The sequence below is a fragment of the Massilia varians genome (assembly GCF_027923905.1).
Classification (GTDB): Bacteria; Pseudomonadota; Gammaproteobacteria; order Burkholderiales; family Burkholderiaceae_D; genus Telluria; species Telluria varians_B.
On the sequence record NZ_AP026966.1, the window covers coordinates 696,367 to 713,806 of the forward strand.

At 65.2% G+C, this 17,440-nt stretch carries 16 protein-coding genes; 6 read left to right on the forward strand and 10 right to left on the reverse strand.

Translation table 11 applies throughout. The features are described from left to right. Positions 1 to 102: 102 nt before the first annotated feature. The 8 genes from MasN3_RS03160 to MasN3_RS03195 form a co-directional block, all read right to left on the reverse strand. Positions 103 to 711, reverse strand: a complete 609-nt coding sequence (locus MasN3_RS03160; protein WP_281912251.1) for a glutathione S-transferase family protein — start codon at positions 709 to 711, stop codon at positions 103 to 105. Between the two features lie 16 nt (positions 712 to 727). Continuing rightward, on the reverse strand, positions 728 to 2,092 hold the full coding sequence (locus MasN3_RS03165) for a sensor histidine kinase (protein ID WP_281912253.1): 1,365 nt from the start codon (positions 2,090 to 2,092) through the stop codon (positions 728 to 730). Further along, positions 2,089 to 3,420 carry a sigma-54-dependent transcriptional regulator gene (locus tag MasN3_RS03170; RefSeq protein WP_281912255.1) on the reverse strand — a complete coding sequence of 444 codons (1,332 nt, stop codon included), beginning with the start codon at positions 3,418 to 3,420 and terminating at the stop codon, positions 2,089 to 2,091. Before MasN3_RS03170 ends, MasN3_RS03165 begins: the two co-directional genes overlap by 4 nt. 30 nt (positions 3,421 to 3,450) lie before the next feature. After that, the gene (locus tag MasN3_RS03175; RefSeq protein ID WP_281912257.1) at positions 3,451 to 4,683 is read right to left on the reverse strand and encodes an ABC transporter permease; all 1,233 of its coding nucleotides are present in this window, start codon (positions 4,681 to 4,683) and stop codon (positions 3,451 to 3,453) included. A 17-nt stretch (positions 4,684 to 4,700) separates the two neighbouring features. After that, complete coding sequence (locus tag MasN3_RS03180) at positions 4,701 to 6,011, reverse strand: ABC transporter permease (RefSeq protein WP_281912258.1); 1,311 nt, start codon at positions 6,009 to 6,011, stop codon at positions 4,701 to 4,703. A gap of 13 nt (positions 6,012 to 6,024) precedes the next feature. Continuing rightward, positions 6,025 to 6,741: an ABC transporter ATP-binding protein gene (locus MasN3_RS03185; RefSeq protein WP_281912260.1), complete on the reverse strand. Its 717-nt coding sequence runs from the start codon at positions 6,739 to 6,741 to the stop codon at positions 6,025 to 6,027. Between the two features lie 43 nt (positions 6,742 to 6,784). Beyond that, entirely contained in the window at positions 6,785 to 8,050 is a 1,266-nt protein-coding gene (locus MasN3_RS03190; RefSeq protein ID WP_281912261.1) for an efflux RND transporter periplasmic adaptor subunit, read from the reverse strand. 114 nt (positions 8,051 to 8,164) lie between these two features. Further along, positions 8,165 to 9,307, reverse strand: coding sequence for a hypothetical protein (locus MasN3_RS03195; RefSeq protein ID WP_281912263.1), 1,143 nt, complete (start codon positions 9,305 to 9,307; stop codon positions 8,165 to 8,167). Here MasN3_RS03195 and MasN3_RS03200 point away from each other — a divergent pair. Then, the gene (locus tag MasN3_RS03200) at positions 9,306 to 9,845 is read left to right on the forward strand and encodes a MutS-related protein (protein ID WP_281912265.1); all 540 of its coding nucleotides are present in this window, start codon (positions 9,306 to 9,308) and stop codon (positions 9,843 to 9,845) included. The two genes, MasN3_RS03195 and MasN3_RS03200, sit on opposite strands and share 2 nt — an antisense overlap. Positions 9,846 to 9,958: 113 nt before the next feature. On the opposite strand, the gene MasN3_RS03205 is transcribed toward MasN3_RS03200, so the two are convergent. Then, entirely contained in the window at positions 9,959 to 11,749 is a 1,791-nt protein-coding gene (locus tag MasN3_RS03205; protein ID WP_281912268.1) for a phosphoethanolamine transferase, read from the reverse strand. A gap of 373 nt (positions 11,750 to 12,122) precedes the next feature. Between MasN3_RS03205 and rpsL the strand changes: the two genes are divergently transcribed. From rpsL to rpsJ, 5 genes are all read left to right on the forward strand, one after another. After that, a complete protein-coding gene (gene rpsL, locus MasN3_RS03210) occupies positions 12,123 to 12,509 on the forward strand; it encodes a 30S ribosomal protein S12 (protein ID WP_027867278.1) in 387 nt (128 codons plus the stop codon). Between the two features lie 148 nt (positions 12,510 to 12,657). Beyond that, on the forward strand, positions 12,658 to 13,128 hold the full coding sequence (gene rpsG, locus MasN3_RS03215; RefSeq protein WP_224944319.1) for a 30S ribosomal protein S7: 471 nt from the start codon (positions 12,658 to 12,660) through the stop codon (positions 13,126 to 13,128). Between the two features lie 117 nt (positions 13,129 to 13,245). Beyond that, entirely contained in the window at positions 13,246 to 15,351 is a 2,106-nt protein-coding gene (gene fusA / locus MasN3_RS03220) for an elongation factor G (RefSeq protein ID WP_281912271.1), read from the forward strand. An 85-nt stretch (positions 15,352 to 15,436) separates the two neighbouring features. Next, the gene (tuf, locus tag MasN3_RS03225) at positions 15,437 to 16,627 is read left to right on the forward strand and encodes an elongation factor Tu (RefSeq protein WP_281912143.1); all 1,191 of its coding nucleotides are present in this window, start codon (positions 15,437 to 15,439) and stop codon (positions 16,625 to 16,627) included. A 187-nt stretch (positions 16,628 to 16,814) separates the two neighbouring features. Beyond that, positions 16,815 to 17,132, forward strand: coding sequence for a 30S ribosomal protein S10 (gene rpsJ / locus MasN3_RS03230; RefSeq protein ID WP_005663509.1), 318 nt, complete (start codon positions 16,815 to 16,817; stop codon positions 17,130 to 17,132). Between the two features lie 99 nt (positions 17,133 to 17,231). Here the strand turns inward: rpsJ and MasN3_RS03235 are convergent, their stop codons facing one another. Beyond that, positions 17,232 to 17,420, reverse strand: a complete 189-nt coding sequence (locus tag MasN3_RS03235) for a hypothetical protein (RefSeq protein WP_281912275.1) — start codon at positions 17,418 to 17,420, stop codon at positions 17,232 to 17,234. Positions 17,421 to 17,440: the final 20 nt, after the last annotated feature.

The window sequence follows — 17,440 nt, forward strand, 5'->3', positions numbered from 1 at the left end:
GTAGGGTGGTCGGCTTCGCCGACCGCGCGTCCAACAGGACGATGGTTAGCCGCGCATCAGATCTTGCCGGATTTGAACGCGCGGACCGCAGAGCCGTCCACCCTATGCAATGCCGTTGCGTCCGAACTCGCGGAAACCCGGCCGTTCGCCCAGGCGCTCGACATAGGCCGCCACGTGGCGCAAGTCCGGCTTGTCCATGGGCGTCATCATCCAGCGGTTCACCGACAGTCCCAGCACGACGTCGGCTAGCGTGAAGGCGCTGCCCGCGGCGTAGGCGCCGGTGGCGCGCAGCTGGGCATCGAGGATGCCGATGTGGCGGTTCCAGGCGGCGATGCTGGCCTCGACCTGCGCCGGGTCCTGGTAAGCCGGGTGCTTGCGCACCAGCGCCATGAAAGCATGGCGCCAGGCCGTGTTCAGGTCGGTGGCCTGCCAGTCCATCCATTGCTCGACGCTGGCACGATCGCGCACACCGGGAGGGAGCAAGGCGGCGGCGCCCTGTTCGCCGTACCGGTTGCAGAGGTAGCGGCAGATCGTGTTCGATTCCCACAGCACGAAACCCTCGTCCACCAGTACCGGCGCCAGCTTGTTCGGGTTCAGCCCGGCGTGTCCCTCGTGCCAATCCTCGCGCTCGAAGGGCTGCCCGAGCTCGAGGCAGGTCCACAGCACCTTGCGCACGTTGATCGACGTGTCCTTGCCGATAATCTTCAGCATGCGCATGCTTGCATGCTCATGGGGTGTGGGTTCCCGGCAGCGCTGGCAGGATGAGGGTGACGGCCAAGCCGCCGCCCTCGCGGTTGGAGAGCGAGATGCGCCCGCCGTGGGCCTCGGCGATCTCGCGCGCCAGCGCCAGCCCGAGGCCGGTGCCGCTGCGCTTGGTGGAATAGAAGGGGACCAGGGCGTTGGTCAGCACGGCGTCGCTCATGCCGGTGCCGCGGTCCAGCACGTCGATGCGCAAGGCTTCCTGCACGCGGCGCACCTGCAGCCCGACGTCCTCGGGCCTGGATCCGGATTCGTGGGCATTCTTGAGCAGGTTCAGCAGGGCCTGTTCCATCTGGGGCGCGTCGATCCAGGCCGGCTCCTGCGGCAAGTCGCCGAGCAGGCGGAACGGCACCTGGTCGGCCAGCCGGTCCACGAACACACCCCAGGGACGGGCTTCGAGGCGCGGGGCGGGGAGCTTGGCGAAGCGCGCATAGCCCAGGATGAAGGTTTCGAGGTGGCGGGTGCGCTCGCCGATGGTCTGCAGGATCTGCGGCAGGCGCTCGGTCTGTCCGCGCCGCACCAGTTCCGCACCCGAGTGCGCGAGCGAGGCCAGCGGCGCCAGCGAATTGTTCAGTTCATGGCTGATCACGCGGATCACCTTCTTCCAGGTCTGCACTTCCTGGCGCCGCAGTTCGGTGGTCAGGTGGCGCAGCAGCAGCAGTTCGTGGCGCCGGCCGTTGAGCGTAAAGGCGCTCCGGGCCAGGTGGTAGACCTCTTCGTCCTCGCCATCGCCGGCGGTGAACAGGCCGTCGCCGCCGCGCGCCAGCGCCTCTTTCAGGGCCGGGGCCGCGGTTTCCAGGATGTCGCCCAAGCCGTGCCCTTCGAGCTTGCGGCCTTCGGACAGCAGCTGGCGCGCGGCCAGGTTGGCGTAGACGATGGTGCCGGCCGCGGTGCCGGTGCCGGCGGCGAAGTCGGTCACCAGGAGCATGGCCACCGGGGTGTTCTGGACCATGGTGTCGAGCAGCAGCTCGCGCTGCACCAGGCCGAGGCGTTGTTCGCGCAGCACCTGGCCCAGGTCGTTGTGGGCGGCGATCAGGTCGGCCAGTTCGTCGTTCTGCGGCCAGTGCAGGCTGAAGGAAAAGTCGCCGTCGCGGTAGCTCGCCACCGTGCCCTCGAGGGCGCGGAACAGCGACAGGATCGGCTGGATCTGGGTGCGGATGGTGATGACGGCGATCGGGACGATCGCCACCAAGCAGATGACGAAGACCAGCGCCGGATGCTCGGGGAACAGGTGGTCCAGCCCGAGCGCGATCAGCATGCCGAGGGCCAGCAGGGTGCCGACCAGCGCCGACCAGCGCGTGACCAGCGAGAGCCGGAACCCGTGGCGCTTCATGCCGGCCTGGCGATGCCGAGCCGCTCCATGCGCCGGTACAGGGCCTGGCGCGACAGGCCCAGTTCGCTCGAGGCCTGCGCCACCACGCCGCCGGCGCGCGCCAGCGCCTGCACGATGGCCTCGCGGTCCGGTTCCGTATCGGGTGTGGCCGCCACGGTCACCGGCAGCCCGAGGTCCGCCGCCTTGATGACATCGCCTTGCGCCAGCAGGCTGGCGCGCGCCATCACGTTCTTCAGTTCGCGCACGTTGCCGGGCCAGTGGTGGGCTAGCAGTGCGCTTTCGCTTGAGGGATGCAGCGTCTTCCCGCGCAGGAAGGACAGCGCCAGCGGCAGGATGTCGCCCGGCCGCGCGCTCAGCGGCGGCAGGCGCAGCTCGATCACGTTCAGGCGGTAGAACAGGTCTTCGCGGAAGGTGCCAGCGCGGATCATGGCGCCGAGGTCCGCATTGGTGGCGCTGATCACGCGCACCTTCACCTGGCGCTCGCGGTTGGAGCCGAGGCGCTCGAAGCGCCCGGTTTCCAGCACGCGCAGCAGTTTCATCTGGCCGGCCAGCGGCAGGTTGCCGATCTCGTCCAGGAACAGGGTGCCGCCGTCGGCGGCCTCGAACTTGCCTTCGCGCGCCTTGGAAGCGCCGGTATAGGCCCCGGCCTCGGCGCCGAACAGCTCGGCCTCGATCAGCTCGGAGGGCAGGGCGCCGCAGTTCAGCACCACGAAGGGGCCGTCGGCCACCTGCGAGTTGGCCTGGATGATCTCGGCGATGCGCTCCTTGCCGGTGCCGTTCGGACCGGTGATCAGCACCGGCACGTCGGCGCGCGCCACCTGGCAGGCCAGGGTGAGCACGTGCTCGGTGGCCGGGTCTTGCCAGACCAGGCCGCGCAGGTCGAAGTTCTGCTCCAGTTCGCGCTTGGCCTTGCGCTCGCGCTGCAGGCGCTGGTTCAGGGCGCGGTTGGCCTGGCCCAGCTCGATCAGGTTGGTGACCGTGGTGAGCAGGCGCTCGTCGTTCCAGGGCTTGGAGAGGTAATCGGCAGCGCCGGCCTTGATCAGCTCCACCGCGGCATCCAGGTGGGTCCACGCGGTGAGCAGGATCACCGGCAGGTCCGGGTGGCGCCGGCGGATGTCGCGGAACAGCGCCACGCCTTCCTCGCCGGAGGTCGTGTCGGCCGTGAAGTTCATGTCCTGGATGACCAGGTCCACGTGCTCGCGCCCGAGGATGTCCAGTCCTTCCTCGGGCGAGGCCGCGCGCAGCGCGGCGATGTCGTGGAGGGAGAACAGGACGTCGAGCGCGATGGCGACCGCGGCGTTGTCGTCGATGATCAGTACGGTGGGCATGAGGACAAGTTTAGCATTGCTTCGTTGTCATCAGGCACTACGGGTGGCGGTCGCCGGCGAAATGCTCGCCGCGCGCCACGCCGGACCGTAGGCCGCCAGGATGCCCAGCGCCCAGAACACGATCGCGCCGCCGATCAGGTACTCGGCCGGGAGGCGCGCCATTTCGAGCCTGGTCACCAGGAGGTGGTTCAGGCCCAGGCCCAGCAGCACGCCGCCGAACACGCCGGCGCTGGTGATCATGACGTTTTCGGTGATGAAGTAGCGCAGGATGTCGACCTTGCGCGCACCCAGGGCGCGGCGCACGCCGATCTGCTTGCGGCGCTGGGTGACCCACAGGCTGGCCATGCCGACGATGCCCGAGCAGGTAATCAGGAGCAGCAGCACGCTGACGGTGATCAGCATCCACGACAGGGCGACGTCGCCGCGGTAGCGCTTCTGGCGGTCTTCCGTGACCGTCTTGGCTTCCAGGATCATCGGCGTCGCCGAGGACTTGCGCAGCGCTTCCTCCGCTTCCTTCATGACGCGGTCGCGCTGGCCCGCTTCGGCGCGAACGGCGTACAGGGCGCCGGGATTGCCGTACAGGCGCGCCGGAACCAGCGCCGCCCACTCGCCGCGTTCGCCCAGGTCGCCGTGGGCCGACTGCAGGCGCTCGACCACGCCGACGATCTGGGCGCCCAGGGCGTCCGGGCCGGTGCCGAAGTACATCGTCTTGCCGATCGCGGAGGCGCCCGGCCACAGCTTGTCGGCCAGCGCCTTGGTGATGACCAGGTGCTTGGGCAGCTCGCGGCTTTCGAGCTCGTTGAGGTCGACCAGTTCCTGCGGCAGGAAGTCGCGGCCTTCGACGATCTTCAGGCCGAAGGTCTTGATCACCGAGTCGCCCGAGAAGTACACCGAGGCCAGCGCGCTCTCGCGCTCCTGGCGCCGGTCGAGCGCGACGCTGTTGGTGCTGCCGCTGCCCGAGATCGGCATCTGCGACACGTTCGCCACCGAGACCACGCCCGGCACCGCGCGCAGCACCTCGGCTTCGCGCTTCATGGTGGCGAGCATCTGCTCGGGGCCGTCGCTGTTCAGGTTGCGCACGTTGAAGTAGAAGGTCGCCGCCTCGTCCGACAGGCCGCTCGGGCGCGCCGCGACTTCGCGGCGCTCGTTGACGACATGCAGGGCGTTGGCCAGGATCGCCAGGCTCAGCGCGACCTGCAGCGCGACCAGGACCGGACCGGTCTTGTTGCGCATCAGCGCGGACAGGATGGGTTTGATTTCCATGATGGGCTCTCTCGTTCTTATTGCGATTTCAGCTGGATGGCCGGGGTCACCTGGCAGGCGCGCCAGGTCGGCAGCAGGCCGGCGACGATGGCGGCGGTGACGGACATGAGGAAGGTCAGCATCAGCATCTGCCAGTCCATGCGGGCGACCGCCGCCATGCCCTTGCTCTGCATGCCGATCAGGGCCAGCGCGCCGAAGGACAGCACCAGGCCGAGCACGCCCCCGACCAGGCCGACCACGCCGGTCTCGATCAGGAATTGCTGGAACACGTCGCGGCGCGAGGCGCCAAGCGCGCGGCGCACGCCGATCTCGGAGGCGCGCACCGAGAACTTCGCCAGCAGCAGGCCGACAGTATTGACCAGGCACAGGATCAGGAAGCCGAACGCCAGCCAGGCCGACAGCTTGCTGTCGTTGCCGACCACCTTCATGTGCTCCATCCACTCCATCACGTCGTACAGCTTGTTCGGCGCATTGCGCTTCAGGCGGCCCAGCTTGCGCTGCTCGCTTGCATAGTTGTCGAGCCAGGACTGCAGTTCGGCGCGGTCGCCGCTGCTCCTGGTCTCGAACCAGGCCTGGATCCAGGTGCATTCCGAAGTCAGGAGGTTGGCGAAGCCGGGGTCGCGGTTGGCGCTGCAGTTCATGCTGCCGTTGTGGCCCATTTCATGGCGCAGCGCGGTCGAGAACGGGATGAAGAATTCTTCGGAATTGCCGAAGCGGCTGCCGCCGATCAGCCGGTAGTAGCGCGGCAGCGGATTCCAGCTGTCCAGCACGCCGACCACCGTGTACGGGGAACCGCCGATCCTGATCTGCTTGCCGACCGGGCTGGCCTCGCCGAACAGCTTTTCGGCGACCGCGCGGCCCAGCACCACCACATCGGCGCCGCGCGCATCGTCGGCCTCGGTCCAGGGCTGGCCGTGCAGGAAGGGAACGTCGAACATGGCGAAGAAGTCGCGGGTCGGGGCCAGGCCGGAAGCGGTGAAGGCCGGGATGTCGGTGCGCGGCGGTTCGATCGGCTGATAGACGCCGTACATGGCGGTGCGGCGCTCGCCCTGGCCGCTCTTGAGGAAATTGGCGGCGTCGATGTAGCCCAGCTGGTCGTCGTTCGGACCGTCGCTCGGCGACCAGCCCTCGACCGGGCCGTTGTCCACGTGCGGCACGAACAGGCGGTCGCTCTTGGCGGGGATCGGGTCGCCCGACATCATGTGCAGGATGGTGAGCGTGGACACGCTGGCGGCCACGCCGATGGCCAGGGTCAGCACCATCAGGGCGGTCAGGGCAGGATTGCGGCGCAGGCTGCGCACGCCCAGCTTGAAGTAATAGGAGAACATGGCGCTTGGCTCCTTATGCCGACGCCGCGGCAGTCTTGGCGTCGACCAGGGTCGGGCCCTTGCGCACCAGGTCCGAGACCTGGCCGTCGATGATGTGCACGTTGCGATGGGTGCGCACCGCCAGCTCCGGGTCGTGGGTCACCATCAGGATGGTGGTGCCGGCCGCGTTGATCTCTTCCAGCAGCTCCATCACGCCGCGCGCCATCTGCGTGTCCAGGTTGCCGGTCGGTTCGTCGGCCAGCAGCAGCTTGGGTGAGCCGGCCAGCGCGCGCGCGATCGCCACACGCTGCTGCTGGCCGCCGGACAGCTCGGCCGGGAAGTGCTTCATGCGCGACGCCAGGCCGACCTTGCTGAGCGCGTCCTCGATGCGCTCCTTGCGCTCGGTCTTGTTGAAGCCGCGGTAGCGCAGCGGCACGTCGACGTTGTCGAACAGGTTCAGGTCGGGGATCAGGTTGAATCCCTGGAAGATGAAGCCCAGCTTCTCGTTGCGCAGGCGCGAGCGGGCGCTGTCGTCCAGGCCTTTTACGTTGACGCCGTCGAGGATGTACTCGCCCGAGGTGAATTCTTCCAGCAAGCCGGCGATGTTCAGGAAGCTGGTCTTGCCGGAACCGGAGGGACCGGTCACGGTGACGAATTCGCCCTGCTTGACTTCGATCTCGAAACCGCGCAGCGCGTGGGTCTCGATCATGTGGGTGCGGTACACCTTGCTCAGGTTGGTCATGCGCAGCATGGGATTCTCCTAGTTTGTGTTGGTCTTGTTCAGCGGTGATCGTTCAGTTGATCGTGACGCGGGTGGCGTTGTTGAAGGTGTCGGTGCCGGAGATGACGACCTTGTCGCCCTGCTTCAGGCCCGACAGGATCTCGACGGCGGAAATGCTGGTGGCGCCCAGCTGGACCGGGGTGCGCACGGCGATCCCGTCCCGCACCACGTAGGCATGGCGTCCGCCTTCGCTTTCCACGAAGGGGCCGCGCGGCAGCATCAGGACGTTGGGGCGCTCCTCGATCAGCAGGCGCGCGGTCACGCGCTGGCTCTGACGCAGGCCTTTCGGCTGCTCGCCGTCGAAGCGCACGCGCGCCAGCACCTGGTTGCGCACCACTTCCGGCGACAGCGCCGACAGCTTGCCGGTGGCCTTGCCCGAGGGCAGGGTGATCTCGGCGTTCATGCCCAGGCCGATGTCGGCCACATAGGTTTCCGGCACCTCGACCTCGACTTCGAGCTTGGACAGGTCGACCAGGGTCATCAGGGGCGCGTTGGCGGCCACCACCATGCGGTTCTGGACGTTGAGGGTGCCGATGAAGCCGTCCACCGGCGCGCGCACGGTCAGTTCGTCGACGCGGCGCTGGGCATTGGCCAGCGACAGGCGCTGGCGTTCCAGTTCGTTGATCTTGGTCTTCAGGGCCAGCTGGACGTCGTCGCCTTCCAGGGCCGCGGCCTGGGAGGCGTGGTTGGCGCGGATCTCGGCCGAGTTCAGGGCATCCTTGGCCTTCTGGTAATCGATCTTGGCGATGATGCCGACCTGGGCCACGCTCTCGTAGCGCTCCAGGGTGCGCTGGGCCGACAGGCGGTCGATCTCGGCGGTGTCGGCTTCGCGCTTGGCCAGCAGCTTCTGCTTGCGCGCCAGGATCTGCTGGCGCGCCACCTCAGCCTTGAGCTGCTCGTAGCTGGAGGTCTCGCGCTTGAGTTCATCGGTCAGGTCCGGGGACTCGAGCACGGCCAGCACGTCGCCCTTCTTGACGGTGTCGCCGGCCGCGACCTTCAGGTTGACGGTGGCCGGGGCGGTCGAATACAGGGTGGGGCTGACGGCGGCCACGATGCGGCCGTTCACTGATGCGTCGCGCACCAGAGGCCCGCGCGTGACCTCGGCGATGCGCAGGCGGGCTTCGCTGACGGAGTGTTCGCTGCTGGTCCAGGCGCCCAGCACGGCGACGCTGATGGCGAGCAGGGCGGCGGCGCCGCCCACCCACAGCGCGCGGCGCTTGAGCTTGTGGACCGGGGCCGGAGTGAGGACGGCGTCTTGTTCTGAGGTATCGCGGATCATGGCATCTTGGGTGATAAGCTTGGATGGCGTCGTCAATGCATGATCCGTGCCAATGAGCTAAGTAATTGGTTCCATGAGAAATATTACTGCCGCGTCCGGTGTCCGCAGTGTCCGTCATGACGCTGGGCGGACAGCGACCGGACACCGGCGGCGTGACAAAGATTGAGTATTCCGCCCAGGCGCGCTGCTACCATCCCTGCCATGCCGTCCACTCCTGCCTCCTTGCTGCGCTATCTTTCCGACCTCTTCAAGCCTGCAGCCGACCGCGAACCGCCGTCGCCCTTTTTTACTTCCGAGGAAATCGGCCGCCTGCATCGGGCAGACCTGGACCCGAAGACCGCGCTCGACGACCAGACCTGGCACGACCTGCTGCTCGCATCCTGGGAGGAGCGCCTGGCGCAGGAGACCAGCGTCTATGGGCGCCAGCTGCTGCATCGCCGCCTGCGCGCGGGCTTGCCGGATGCCGACTGCGCGGCCTTGAGCGCTCGCCTGCGCGGCCTGCTGGAGGAGCCGGAACGTCTCGATGCGCTGGACAAGGCCCTGCGGCCGCTGCGTTTTGCCGAAACGGAGGTCGCCGGCCTGCTGTTCGGCGGTCCTGGCAGCGACCTGCCGCAGCCACCGTGGTGGAGCCGCCTGCTCTGGACGCTGCCGCTGTTCCTGCTGTTGTGCCTCGGCCTGCTGGCGACCCAGCCGCTCGGCTGGATGGCGACGCTCGCCGCGCTGGCGCCGCTGATGGCGCTGCAGATCCGCTACCACCACCGCCTCGAGCTGTGGAAGAACACGCTGGAGAGCCTGGGCGCGCTGCTGGCCGGCAGCCACGCGCTGGCGCAACTCGGCGGCCATCTGCTGGAGCCCTTCGTCGAGGAGCGCGCCATGGCCGCACGCCTGCACGGGCGCATCGGCCGCCCGCTGCTGCTGCGCATGATCCCGGCCGGCGAGGCCTACATGAACTGGTTCGCCGCCCATAACGTCCGCCGCTACTGGAAGACCGTCCGCGCCGTGGCCGACGCGCGCGACTTCCTGCGCGCCTGCTATCTGCGCAGCGCCGAGCTGGAGGCCGACGTGGCGCTGGCCCGCCACCTGCGCCGGCAGGAGACCTGGTGCTGGGCCGAGCGCAGCCCCGCGCGCGCCCTGCACCTGCAGGGCGGCGTGCATCCGCTGATGGAGATGCCGGCGCCGCTGTCCGTCAGCCTGGACGGGCAGGGCGGTTTCATCTCGGGCCAGAACGCCTCGGGAAAAAAGCACCTTCCTGCGCATGGTGGGCTTGAACCTGGTGGCGGCGCGCGCCTTCGGCTTCTGCTACGCCGAGCATGCGCGCCTGCCTGCCGTGCCGGTGCGCGCCAGCATGCAGAACGAGGATTCGCTGCTGGGCGGCGAAAGCCTGTATATGTCGGAGCTGCGCCGGGCGCGCGAACTGCTCGATGCGAGCGGGGCGCTGGCCGGCATCTGCCTGGTCGACGAGGTCTTCCGCGGCACCAACCACCTGGAATCGGTGTCGGCCGCCGCGGCGGTGCTGGAAAGCCTGTGCGAGCGCGACCTGGTACTGGTCTCGTCGCACAACCTGGTGCTGGCGCGAATCCTCGCCGACAAGCTGGAGCCTTTCCGCATCGATAGCGCTAGCGGCCGGCCGGTCCTGCTGCCGGGCGTGCTGCGCGACCCGAACGGCATCGCGCTGCTGGCCACGCAGGGTTTCGGGGCGCGGATCGAGGGCCGGGCCGCCGAGGTGGCGCGCTGGCTCAGCGCACACCTGGCCGAGCCCGAAGCGAAGCAGCCGCCAGCCCTCAGTTGCGCTTGAACAAACCGGGGTCAGGTCTGACATTCGGACACAAGCTCGGCAGTTGAAGTCACTGTCGCAAGCTTGAGTCCGTGTCTAAATGTCAGACCTGACCCCGATCTTTCACCGATCTTTCAGTTGCGCTTGAGCGGCTTGCCGTTCGCAATCACCTCGCGGCAGTCGCCGCGCATGGTGGCGTCGTCGTAGTCGGTCCAGCCGTAGCTGTCGACGTAGCGCTTGTGGCGCTTGAAGGCCGGATTGACGAAACTGCGCTCCAGGCTGTCGCCGGGATAGCGGATGTCGGCCATGTCGAGCACCGTGTGGAACATGTTTTCGGTCGAGAGCCTGGCCTTGCGGTGGCGCCGCAGTTGCTCGACCTTGCCGGGGAAGCGCTCGCCATAGCTGCTTGAATACCAGACGAAGGCCGGCACGTGGAATTCGTACTGCGTGTTGTGGCCGTGGAAGGCAATCTTGCATGACTTGTCGTACAGGGTCTGGCCATGGTCGGCCACGTACAGCATGGACGCGGGCAGGCCGGTCTCTTTCAGCACCCCGATCACGTTCGCCAGGAACCAGTCGGTATACAGGATGGCGCTGTCGTAGCTGTTGTTCATCTGCGGCTCGAGGCGCGGATTGGTGTAGTCGGGCTTCTCGACTGACTTCAGCGAGGGCTGCCAGCGGTCGAATTCCTGCGGATAGCGGTGCGCGTAGTTCCAGTGGCTGCCCAGCGTGTGCAGCACCACCAGCACCTTCTGCGCCGGATCGTCGATAGCGCGCCGCAGCGGTTCGAGCAGCACCGCGTCGTGGTTGGAGGCGTCGGACACGCTGCCCAGGTTCAGGAACTGGACGTCGTCCGCCTCTTTCGCAAACACCGACACCGGGGTATCGAACTTGCCGAACGAGACCTGGTTCGAGATCCAGAAGGTCTTGAAGCCGGCCTCCTTGAACGCGGACAGGAAGGATTTTTCCGAGAAGCCGTCTTTCAGGCTCTGCATCGCGGATTTGCGCGAGATGATCACCGGCACCGACAGGCGGGTGGCCGAGACCGGCGTGATCACGTCCTTCAGCATGACCAGGTTTTCTTCCTGCGCCAGCAGGGGATTGGTCTCGCGTGCATAGCCGTTCAGGCTCCAGCGGTCATAGCGCGAGGATTCGCCCAGCACCACCACGACGACCTGCGGCCCGTGCCCGTCGCCGACCTGCTTCGCATGAAAGCGGAAGGCGGCGCTGCGCCGGTTCAGTTCGGCCAGGTAGACCCGCTCTTTATAGAAGTCGAGGCCGCGCGCGCTCAGGCCGAAGGGCCAGGACTGGGCGAACAGCGCCAGGTCGACCGGCGGCCTGGTCCAGGCCGGGAGGCTTGGCCAGCTTCCCGTGGAGGCGGCGGCGTGCTTGCCGTCGGCCTGGGCGAAGCCGAACTTCTGCCCGTAGGCCAGCACCACGGCGCCGGCGCCGAGCACCGCCAGCACGACCCAGCGCGAGCGGTCGTTCCAGTCCAGGTCGCGGGTGCGCCAGGCGGCCACCCAGGTCGAGCCGAACCACAGCAGCACGCCGACGATCACCGCGCCCAGCAGCCAGGCTTTTCCGCCCAGGAATTCCAATGCCTCGCTGGGGCTGGTCTCGGCGATGATGCCCAGGTGGTGCGTCGAGATCCCCTGGCCGTAATGGACCAGCAGGTAGAGTTCGGTCGGCAGGGCCAGGAAGGCCGGCAGCAGGGCCCAGTGGAACCAGGCCGGGCGCTTGCACAGGGCCCAGGCGGCGATCCAGGCGAACACGCCGGCGCCCAGCAGCTGCCACGGGTCGCTGCCGCCTTGCGCGCCCGGCAGGTCCAACAGCTTCGCTGCGAAAGGCGTGCTGGAGAGCAGGGCATAGCTCAGCAGCAGGTACAGGTTGGCGGGGCGCAGCAAACGCGGCAGCAGACGGGACATCGGGCGGGAAGAAGGCGAAATCGGCTATTATCCTGTCTTTATAGCCGGAAATACACTATCTTCGCCGCAAGCTTGACGGCGGCTTTGTAGCAGGCTTGCCACATCCACCACGGTAAACCCCAGGTTTACCCGAACCCCGGCTTCACCGGCCGGCAAAGCGGTTGACCCACTTGCGCATCGGGTCTATACTCGCGAGTTCTCGAATTTATTCTGCACATGTTATAAGCACCGCGCCTTCGCTGCCGCTCCTTCGGTGAGTGGCTTTCGTCGCCTCTGCTTTGGGTAGCGAATTTGGGACTAGGTTTCAGTCCCCGGACAAGCGCAACAAGGGTCCGGGTCATCAACGTAGTAATCTTTGTTGGATTTTTGAACGATGCCAACCATCAATCAACTGATTCGCAAGCCGCGTGAAGCCGCGGTTGTGAAGAGCAAGTCCCCGGCACTGGAAAACTGCCCGCAGAAGCGCGGCGTTTGCACCCGTGTCTACACCACGACCCCGAAGAAGCCGAACTCGGCACTGCGTAAGGTCGCTAAAGTTCGCCTGACCAACGGTTTCGAAGTCATTTCGTACATCGGCGGTGAAGGCCACAACCTGCAAGAGCACAGCGTCGTCCTGATCCGCGGCGGCCGTGTGAAAGACTTGCCGGGTGTGCGTTACCACATGGTCCGCGGCGCACTGGATACCCAGGGCGTGAAAGACCGTAAGCAGGCTCGCTCGAAGTACGGTGCGAAGCGCGCCAAGGCCGGCGCCAAGAAGTAATTCTTCGCGTAGCCCTGCGGACCCTGTCACAAACAGGTCACATTAAAAAGTTAAGTTGAGCCGGCCGGAAGGCCGAGTAAGTGAAAGATCATGAGGGTCTTTCGCGAGTGCGGACACCGCACTCAACTGAAGATAGGAAGGAATTGAAATGCCACGTCGTCGTGAAGTACCCAAGCGCGAGATTCTGCCGGATCCAAAATTCGGCAACACCGATGTCGCCAAGTTCGTCAACGTTCTGATGCTGTCCGGTAAGAAATCGGTCGCTGAAAACATCATCTACGGTGCGTTCGAATACATCCAGACCAAATCGGGCAAGGACCCGCTGGAAGTGTTCACGACCGCGATCAACAACTGCAAGCCGATGGTCGAGGTGAAATCCCGCCGTGTCGGCGGCGCCAACTACCAGGTGCCAGTGGAAGTTCGTCCGGTTCGTCGTATGGCGCTGTCCATGCGTTGGTTGCGCGAAGCCGCAAACAAGCGCAGCGAAAAATCCATGCCACAACGCCTGGGTGGTGAACTGATGGAAGCGGCTGAAATGCGCGGCGGCGCGATGAAGCGCCGTGACGAAGTGCACCGCATGGCAGAAGCGAACAAAGCGTTCTCGCACTTCCGCTTCTAAGCACATGGCCAAACCCCTTCGGGGAGTGCGGCCTGCAGTATCTGTTGTTCAGGCCGGGCGCGTTTTGATCGTCAAAATGCCGTCCGGTTTTGTCCATTCAAAGATTTAGGAAAAATTATGGCACGCACTACCCCCATTGAGCGCTACCGCAATATCGGTATTTCCGCTCACATCGACGCCGGCAAGACGACGACCACCGAGCGCATCCTGTTCTACACGGGTGTGAACCACAAGCTGGGCGAAGTGCACGACGGCGCCGCCACCATGGACTGGATGGAGCAGGAGCAAGAGCGCGGTATTACCATTACCTCGGCAGCGACCACCTGCTTCTGGAAAGGTATGGCCAGCAACTTCGAGCCGCACCGTTTCAACATCATCGACACCCCGGGCCACGTCGACTTCACCATCGAGGTGGAGCGTTCGATGCGCGTGCTGGACGGCGCCTGCATGGTTTACTGCGCAGTCGGCGGCGTGCAGCCGCAGTCGGAAACCGTGTGGCGTCAGGCTAACAAGTACAAGGTTCCGCGTCTGGCATTCGTCAACAAGATGGACCGTACCGGTGCGAACTTCTTCAAGGTGTACGAGCAGATGCGCGCCCGCCTGAAGGCCAACCCGATCCCGCTGCAGATCCCGATCGGCGCCGAAGACAGCTTCAAGGGCGTGGTCGACCTGGTCAAGATGAAGGCCGTCTTGTGGGACGACGCATCGCAGGGCATGAAGTTCGAATACGCCGACGTGCCGGCCGAGCTGCTGGATCAAGCCAACGAATGGCGCGAGAAGCTGGTCGAAACCGCCGCGGAAGCGTCGGAAGAGCTGATGAACAAGTACCTCGAAGAAGGCGAACTGTCGGAAGCCGAGATCAAGAAGGCACTGCGTAACCGTACCATCGCTGGCGAAATCGTCCCGATGATGTGCGGCACCGCCTTCAAGAACAAGGGCGTGCAGGCAATGCTGGACGCGGTCATCGAGTACCTGCCGTCGCCAGTGGACATCCCGCCGGTCACCGGCACCGACGAAGACGAGCAGCCGGTCTCGCGTAAAGCCGACGACAGCGAGAAGTTCGCTGCGCTGGCATTCAAGATCATGACCGACCCGTTCGTCGGCCAGCTGATCTTCTTCCGCGTCTACTCGGGCGTCGTGAACTCGGGCGATACCGTCTACAACCCGGTCAAGGGCAAGAAGGAACGTCTGGGCCGTATCCTGCAGATGCACGCCAACCAGCGTGAAGAGATCAAGGAAGTCCGCGCAGGCGACATCGCCGCGGCAGTCGGCCTGAAAGAAGCGACCACCGGCGAAACCCTGTGCGATCCGTCGGCACCGATCATCCTGGAAAAGATGGTGTTCCCGGAGCCGGTCATCCAGCAGGCAGTCGAGCCGAAGACCAAGGCTGACCAGGAAAAGATGGGCCTGGCACTGAACCGTCTGGCTCAGGAAGACCCGTCGTTCCGCGTGCGTACCGACGAAGAATCGGGCCAGACCATCATCGGTGGTATGGGCGAGCTGCACCTGGAAATTATCGTTGACCGCATGAAGCGTGAGTTCAACGTGGAAGCAACCGTCGGCAAGCCGCAGGTTGCATACCGCGAAACCATCCGCAAGGCAGTCACCGACGTCGAAGGCAAGTTCGTCAAGCAGTCGGGCGGCCGCGGCCAGTACGGTCACGCTGTCCTGACCATCGAACCGCAAGAAGCCGGCAAGGGCTTCGAGTTCGTCGACGCCATCAAGGGCGGCGTGGTTCCGCGCGAATACATCCCGGCAGTCGAGAAGGGTGTGCGCGAGACCCTGACCAGCGGCGTGCTGGCTGGCTATCCGGTCGTTGACGTGAAAGTCACCCTGACCTTCGGTTCGTACCACGACGTCGACTCGAACGAAAACGCGTTCCGCATGGCGGGCTCGATGGCGTTCAAGGACGGCTGCCGCAAGGCGAGCCCGGTCATCCTCGAGCCGATGATGGCCGTGGAAGTGGAAACGCCGGAAGACTACGCCGGTACCGTGATGGGCGACCTGTCGTCCCGCCGCGGTATGGTGCAGGGCATGGACGAAATCCCGGGCGGCGGCGGCAAGATCATCAAGGCCGAAGTCCCGCTGTCGGAAATGTTCGGCTATGCGACCTCGCTGCGTTCGGCAACCCAGGGCCGTGCGACCTACACGATGGAGTTCAAGCACTACGCTGAAGCTCCGAAGCACGTGATCGACGCGATCGTGACCGCGAAAGCCAAGTAATAACAATCCGGACAGGACGCTCACAAGGCGTCCTGTCCAAACAGACTAAAAACAAACAATCGTTTCTTTTAAAGGAAGATAGGAAATGGCAAAGGAAAAATTCGAACGGACCAAGCCGCACGTCAACGTCGGCACCATCGGTCACGTTGACCACGGCAAAACCACCCTGACGGCTGCAATCGCAACCGTTCTGTCGAAGAAGTTCGGCGGCGAAGCCAAGGCCTACGACCAGATCGACGCGGCTCCGGAAGAGAAGGCACGCGGCATCACCATCAACACCGCGCACGTCGAGTACGAAACCGCAAACCGTCACTACGCCCACGTCGACTGCCCGGGCCACGCCGACTACATCAAGAACATGATTACCGGTGCTGCGCAGATGGACGGCGCGATCCTGGTGTGCTCGGCCGCTGACGGCCCGATGCCGCAGACCCGCGAGCACATCCTGCTGGCGCGTCAGGTTGGCGTTCCGTACATCATCGTGTTCCTGAACAAGTGCGACCTGGTCGACGACGCAGAACTGCTGGAACTGGTCGAAATGGAAGTGCGCGAGCTGCTGTCGAAGTACGAGTTCCCGGGCGACGACCTGCCAATCATCAAGGGTTCGGCACGTATGGCCCTGGAAGGCCAGGCTGGTCCGCTGGGTGAAGACGCCATCCTGCAACTGGCTGAAGCACTGGATTCGTACATCCCGACCCCGGAACGTGCCGTTGACGGCGCCTTCCTGATGCCGGTGGAAGACGTGTTCTCGATCTCGGGTCGCGGTACCGTGGTGACCGGTCGTGTCGAGCGCGGCATCATCAAGGTCGGCGAAGAAATCGAAATCGTCGGTATCGTTGACACCGTCAAGACCACCTGCACCGGCGTGGAAATGTTCCGCAAGCTGCTGGACCAGGGTCAAGCTGGCGACAACGTCGGCCTGCTGCTGCGCGGTACCAAGCGTGAAGACGTCCAGCGTGGCCAGGTTCTGGCCAAGCCGGGCTCGATCAAGCCGCACACCGACTTCACCGGCGAAGTGTACGTCCTGTCGAAAGACGAAGGCGGCCGTCACACCCCGTTCTTCAACAACTACCGTCCGCAGTTCTACTTCCGTACGACTGATGTGACCGGTTCGATCGTGCTGCCGGCCGACAAAGAAATGGTCATGCCAGGCGACAACGTGTCGATCACCGTCAAGCTGATCGCTCCGATCGCGATGGAAGAAGGTCTGCGCTTCGCAATCCGCGAAGGCGGCCGTACCGTCGGCGCCGGCGTCGTGGCGAAAATCATCGCCTAATTTCGGTTAGCGAGATCGGAAGGGCGCCCCAGGGCGTCTCTTCCATCCAACGATGGGGACAGGTTTTTCGACCTGTCCCCATCTTTATGAGAGGGAACGATGTTATACTCCCGCCTCTTGAGCCGTACCGTAATACCTTTCACACATTGCCGGCACCTTGCCGGAACGTTCTTTTAAAGGAAATAGCATGTCCGCTCCGAACCAGAAAATCCGCATCCGCCTGAAAGCGTTCGACTACAAGCTGATCGACCAGTCCGCCCTGGAAATCGTCGACACCGCCAAGCGCACCGGCGCAGTGGTCAAGGGCCCGGTCCCGCTGCCGACCCGCATCCAGCGTTTCGACGTCCTGCGTTCGCCGCACGTCAACAAGACCTCGCGCGACCAGTTCGAAATCCGCACCCACCAGCGCCTGATGGACATCGTTGATCCGACCGACAAGACCGTTGACGCACTGATGAAGCTGGACCTGCCGGCTGGCGTCGACGTCGAAATCAAGCTGCAGTAATCGCATCCACCGTCAGCGGATCATTCCGCTGAGGTAGCAAGGGCCGGGAATCCGCAGGGATTCCCGGCCCTTGTCGTTTGCGGCCACCGTGGCAAGGGCTCAGTTCAGGAGCGCGTACAGCACCGGTCCGAGCAGGCTGCCCATGACCACACCGCCACCGAGCAGCATGACGAGCAGGACCGAGCGGCCGATCCAGCCGACCAGGGTCGGGTGACCGGTGAAATGGGCCCGCAGGCTTGCGGCGCTGAGGCGGGTGGCATCGTCGGGGAGGTGATCGAAGTTCGACATGGGAGCTCCTTGCAAAAGTC

Coding starts and splice junctions, on each gene's coding strand:
- MasN3_RS03170 (WP_281912255.1), bottom strand. CDS start 3,420: ATGCCCACCGTACTGATCATCGACGACAACGCCGCGGTCGCCATCGCG.
- fusA (WP_281912271.1), top strand. CDS start 13,246: ATGGCACGCACTACCCCCATTGAGCGCTACCGCAATATCGGTATTTCC.
- MasN3_RS03175 (WP_281912257.1), bottom strand. CDS start 4,683: ATGGAAATCAAACCCATCCTGTCCGCGCTGATGCGCAACAAGACCGGT.
- MasN3_RS03195 (WP_281912263.1), bottom strand. CDS start 9,307: ATGCGCAGGAAGGTGCTTTTTTCCCGAGGCGTTCTGGCCCGAGATGAA.
- tuf (WP_281912143.1), top strand. CDS start 15,437: ATGGCAAAGGAAAAATTCGAACGGACCAAGCCGCACGTCAACGTCGGC.
- MasN3_RS03205 (WP_281912268.1), bottom strand. CDS start 11,749: ATGTCCCGTCTGCTGCCGCGTTTGCTGCGCCCCGCCAACCTGTACCTG.
- MasN3_RS03180 (WP_281912258.1), bottom strand. CDS start 6,011: ATGTTCTCCTATTACTTCAAGCTGGGCGTGCGCAGCCTGCGCCGCAAT.
- rpsG (WP_224944319.1), top strand. CDS start 12,658: ATGCCACGTCGTCGTGAAGTACCCAAGCGCGAGATTCTGCCGGATCCA.
- MasN3_RS03235 (WP_281912275.1), bottom strand. CDS start 17,420: ATGTCGAACTTCGATCACCTCCCCGACGATGCCACCCGCCTCAGCGCC.
- rpsL (WP_027867278.1), top strand. CDS start 12,123: ATGCCAACCATCAATCAACTGATTCGCAAGCCGCGTGAAGCCGCGGTT.
- MasN3_RS03160 (WP_281912251.1), bottom strand. CDS start 711: ATGCTGAAGATTATCGGCAAGGACACGTCGATCAACGTGCGCAAGGTG.
- MasN3_RS03190 (WP_281912261.1), bottom strand. CDS start 8,050: ATGATCCGCGATACCTCAGAACAAGACGCCGTCCTCACTCCGGCCCCG.
- MasN3_RS03165 (WP_281912253.1), bottom strand. CDS start 2,092: ATGAAGCGCCACGGGTTCCGGCTCTCGCTGGTCACGCGCTGGTCGGCG.
- MasN3_RS03185 (WP_281912260.1), bottom strand. CDS start 6,741: ATGCTGCGCATGACCAACCTGAGCAAGGTGTACCGCACCCACATGATC.
- MasN3_RS03200 (WP_281912265.1), top strand. CDS start 9,306: ATGGTGGGCTTGAACCTGGTGGCGGCGCGCGCCTTCGGCTTCTGCTAC.
- rpsJ (WP_005663509.1), top strand. CDS start 16,815: ATGTCCGCTCCGAACCAGAAAATCCGCATCCGCCTGAAAGCGTTCGAC.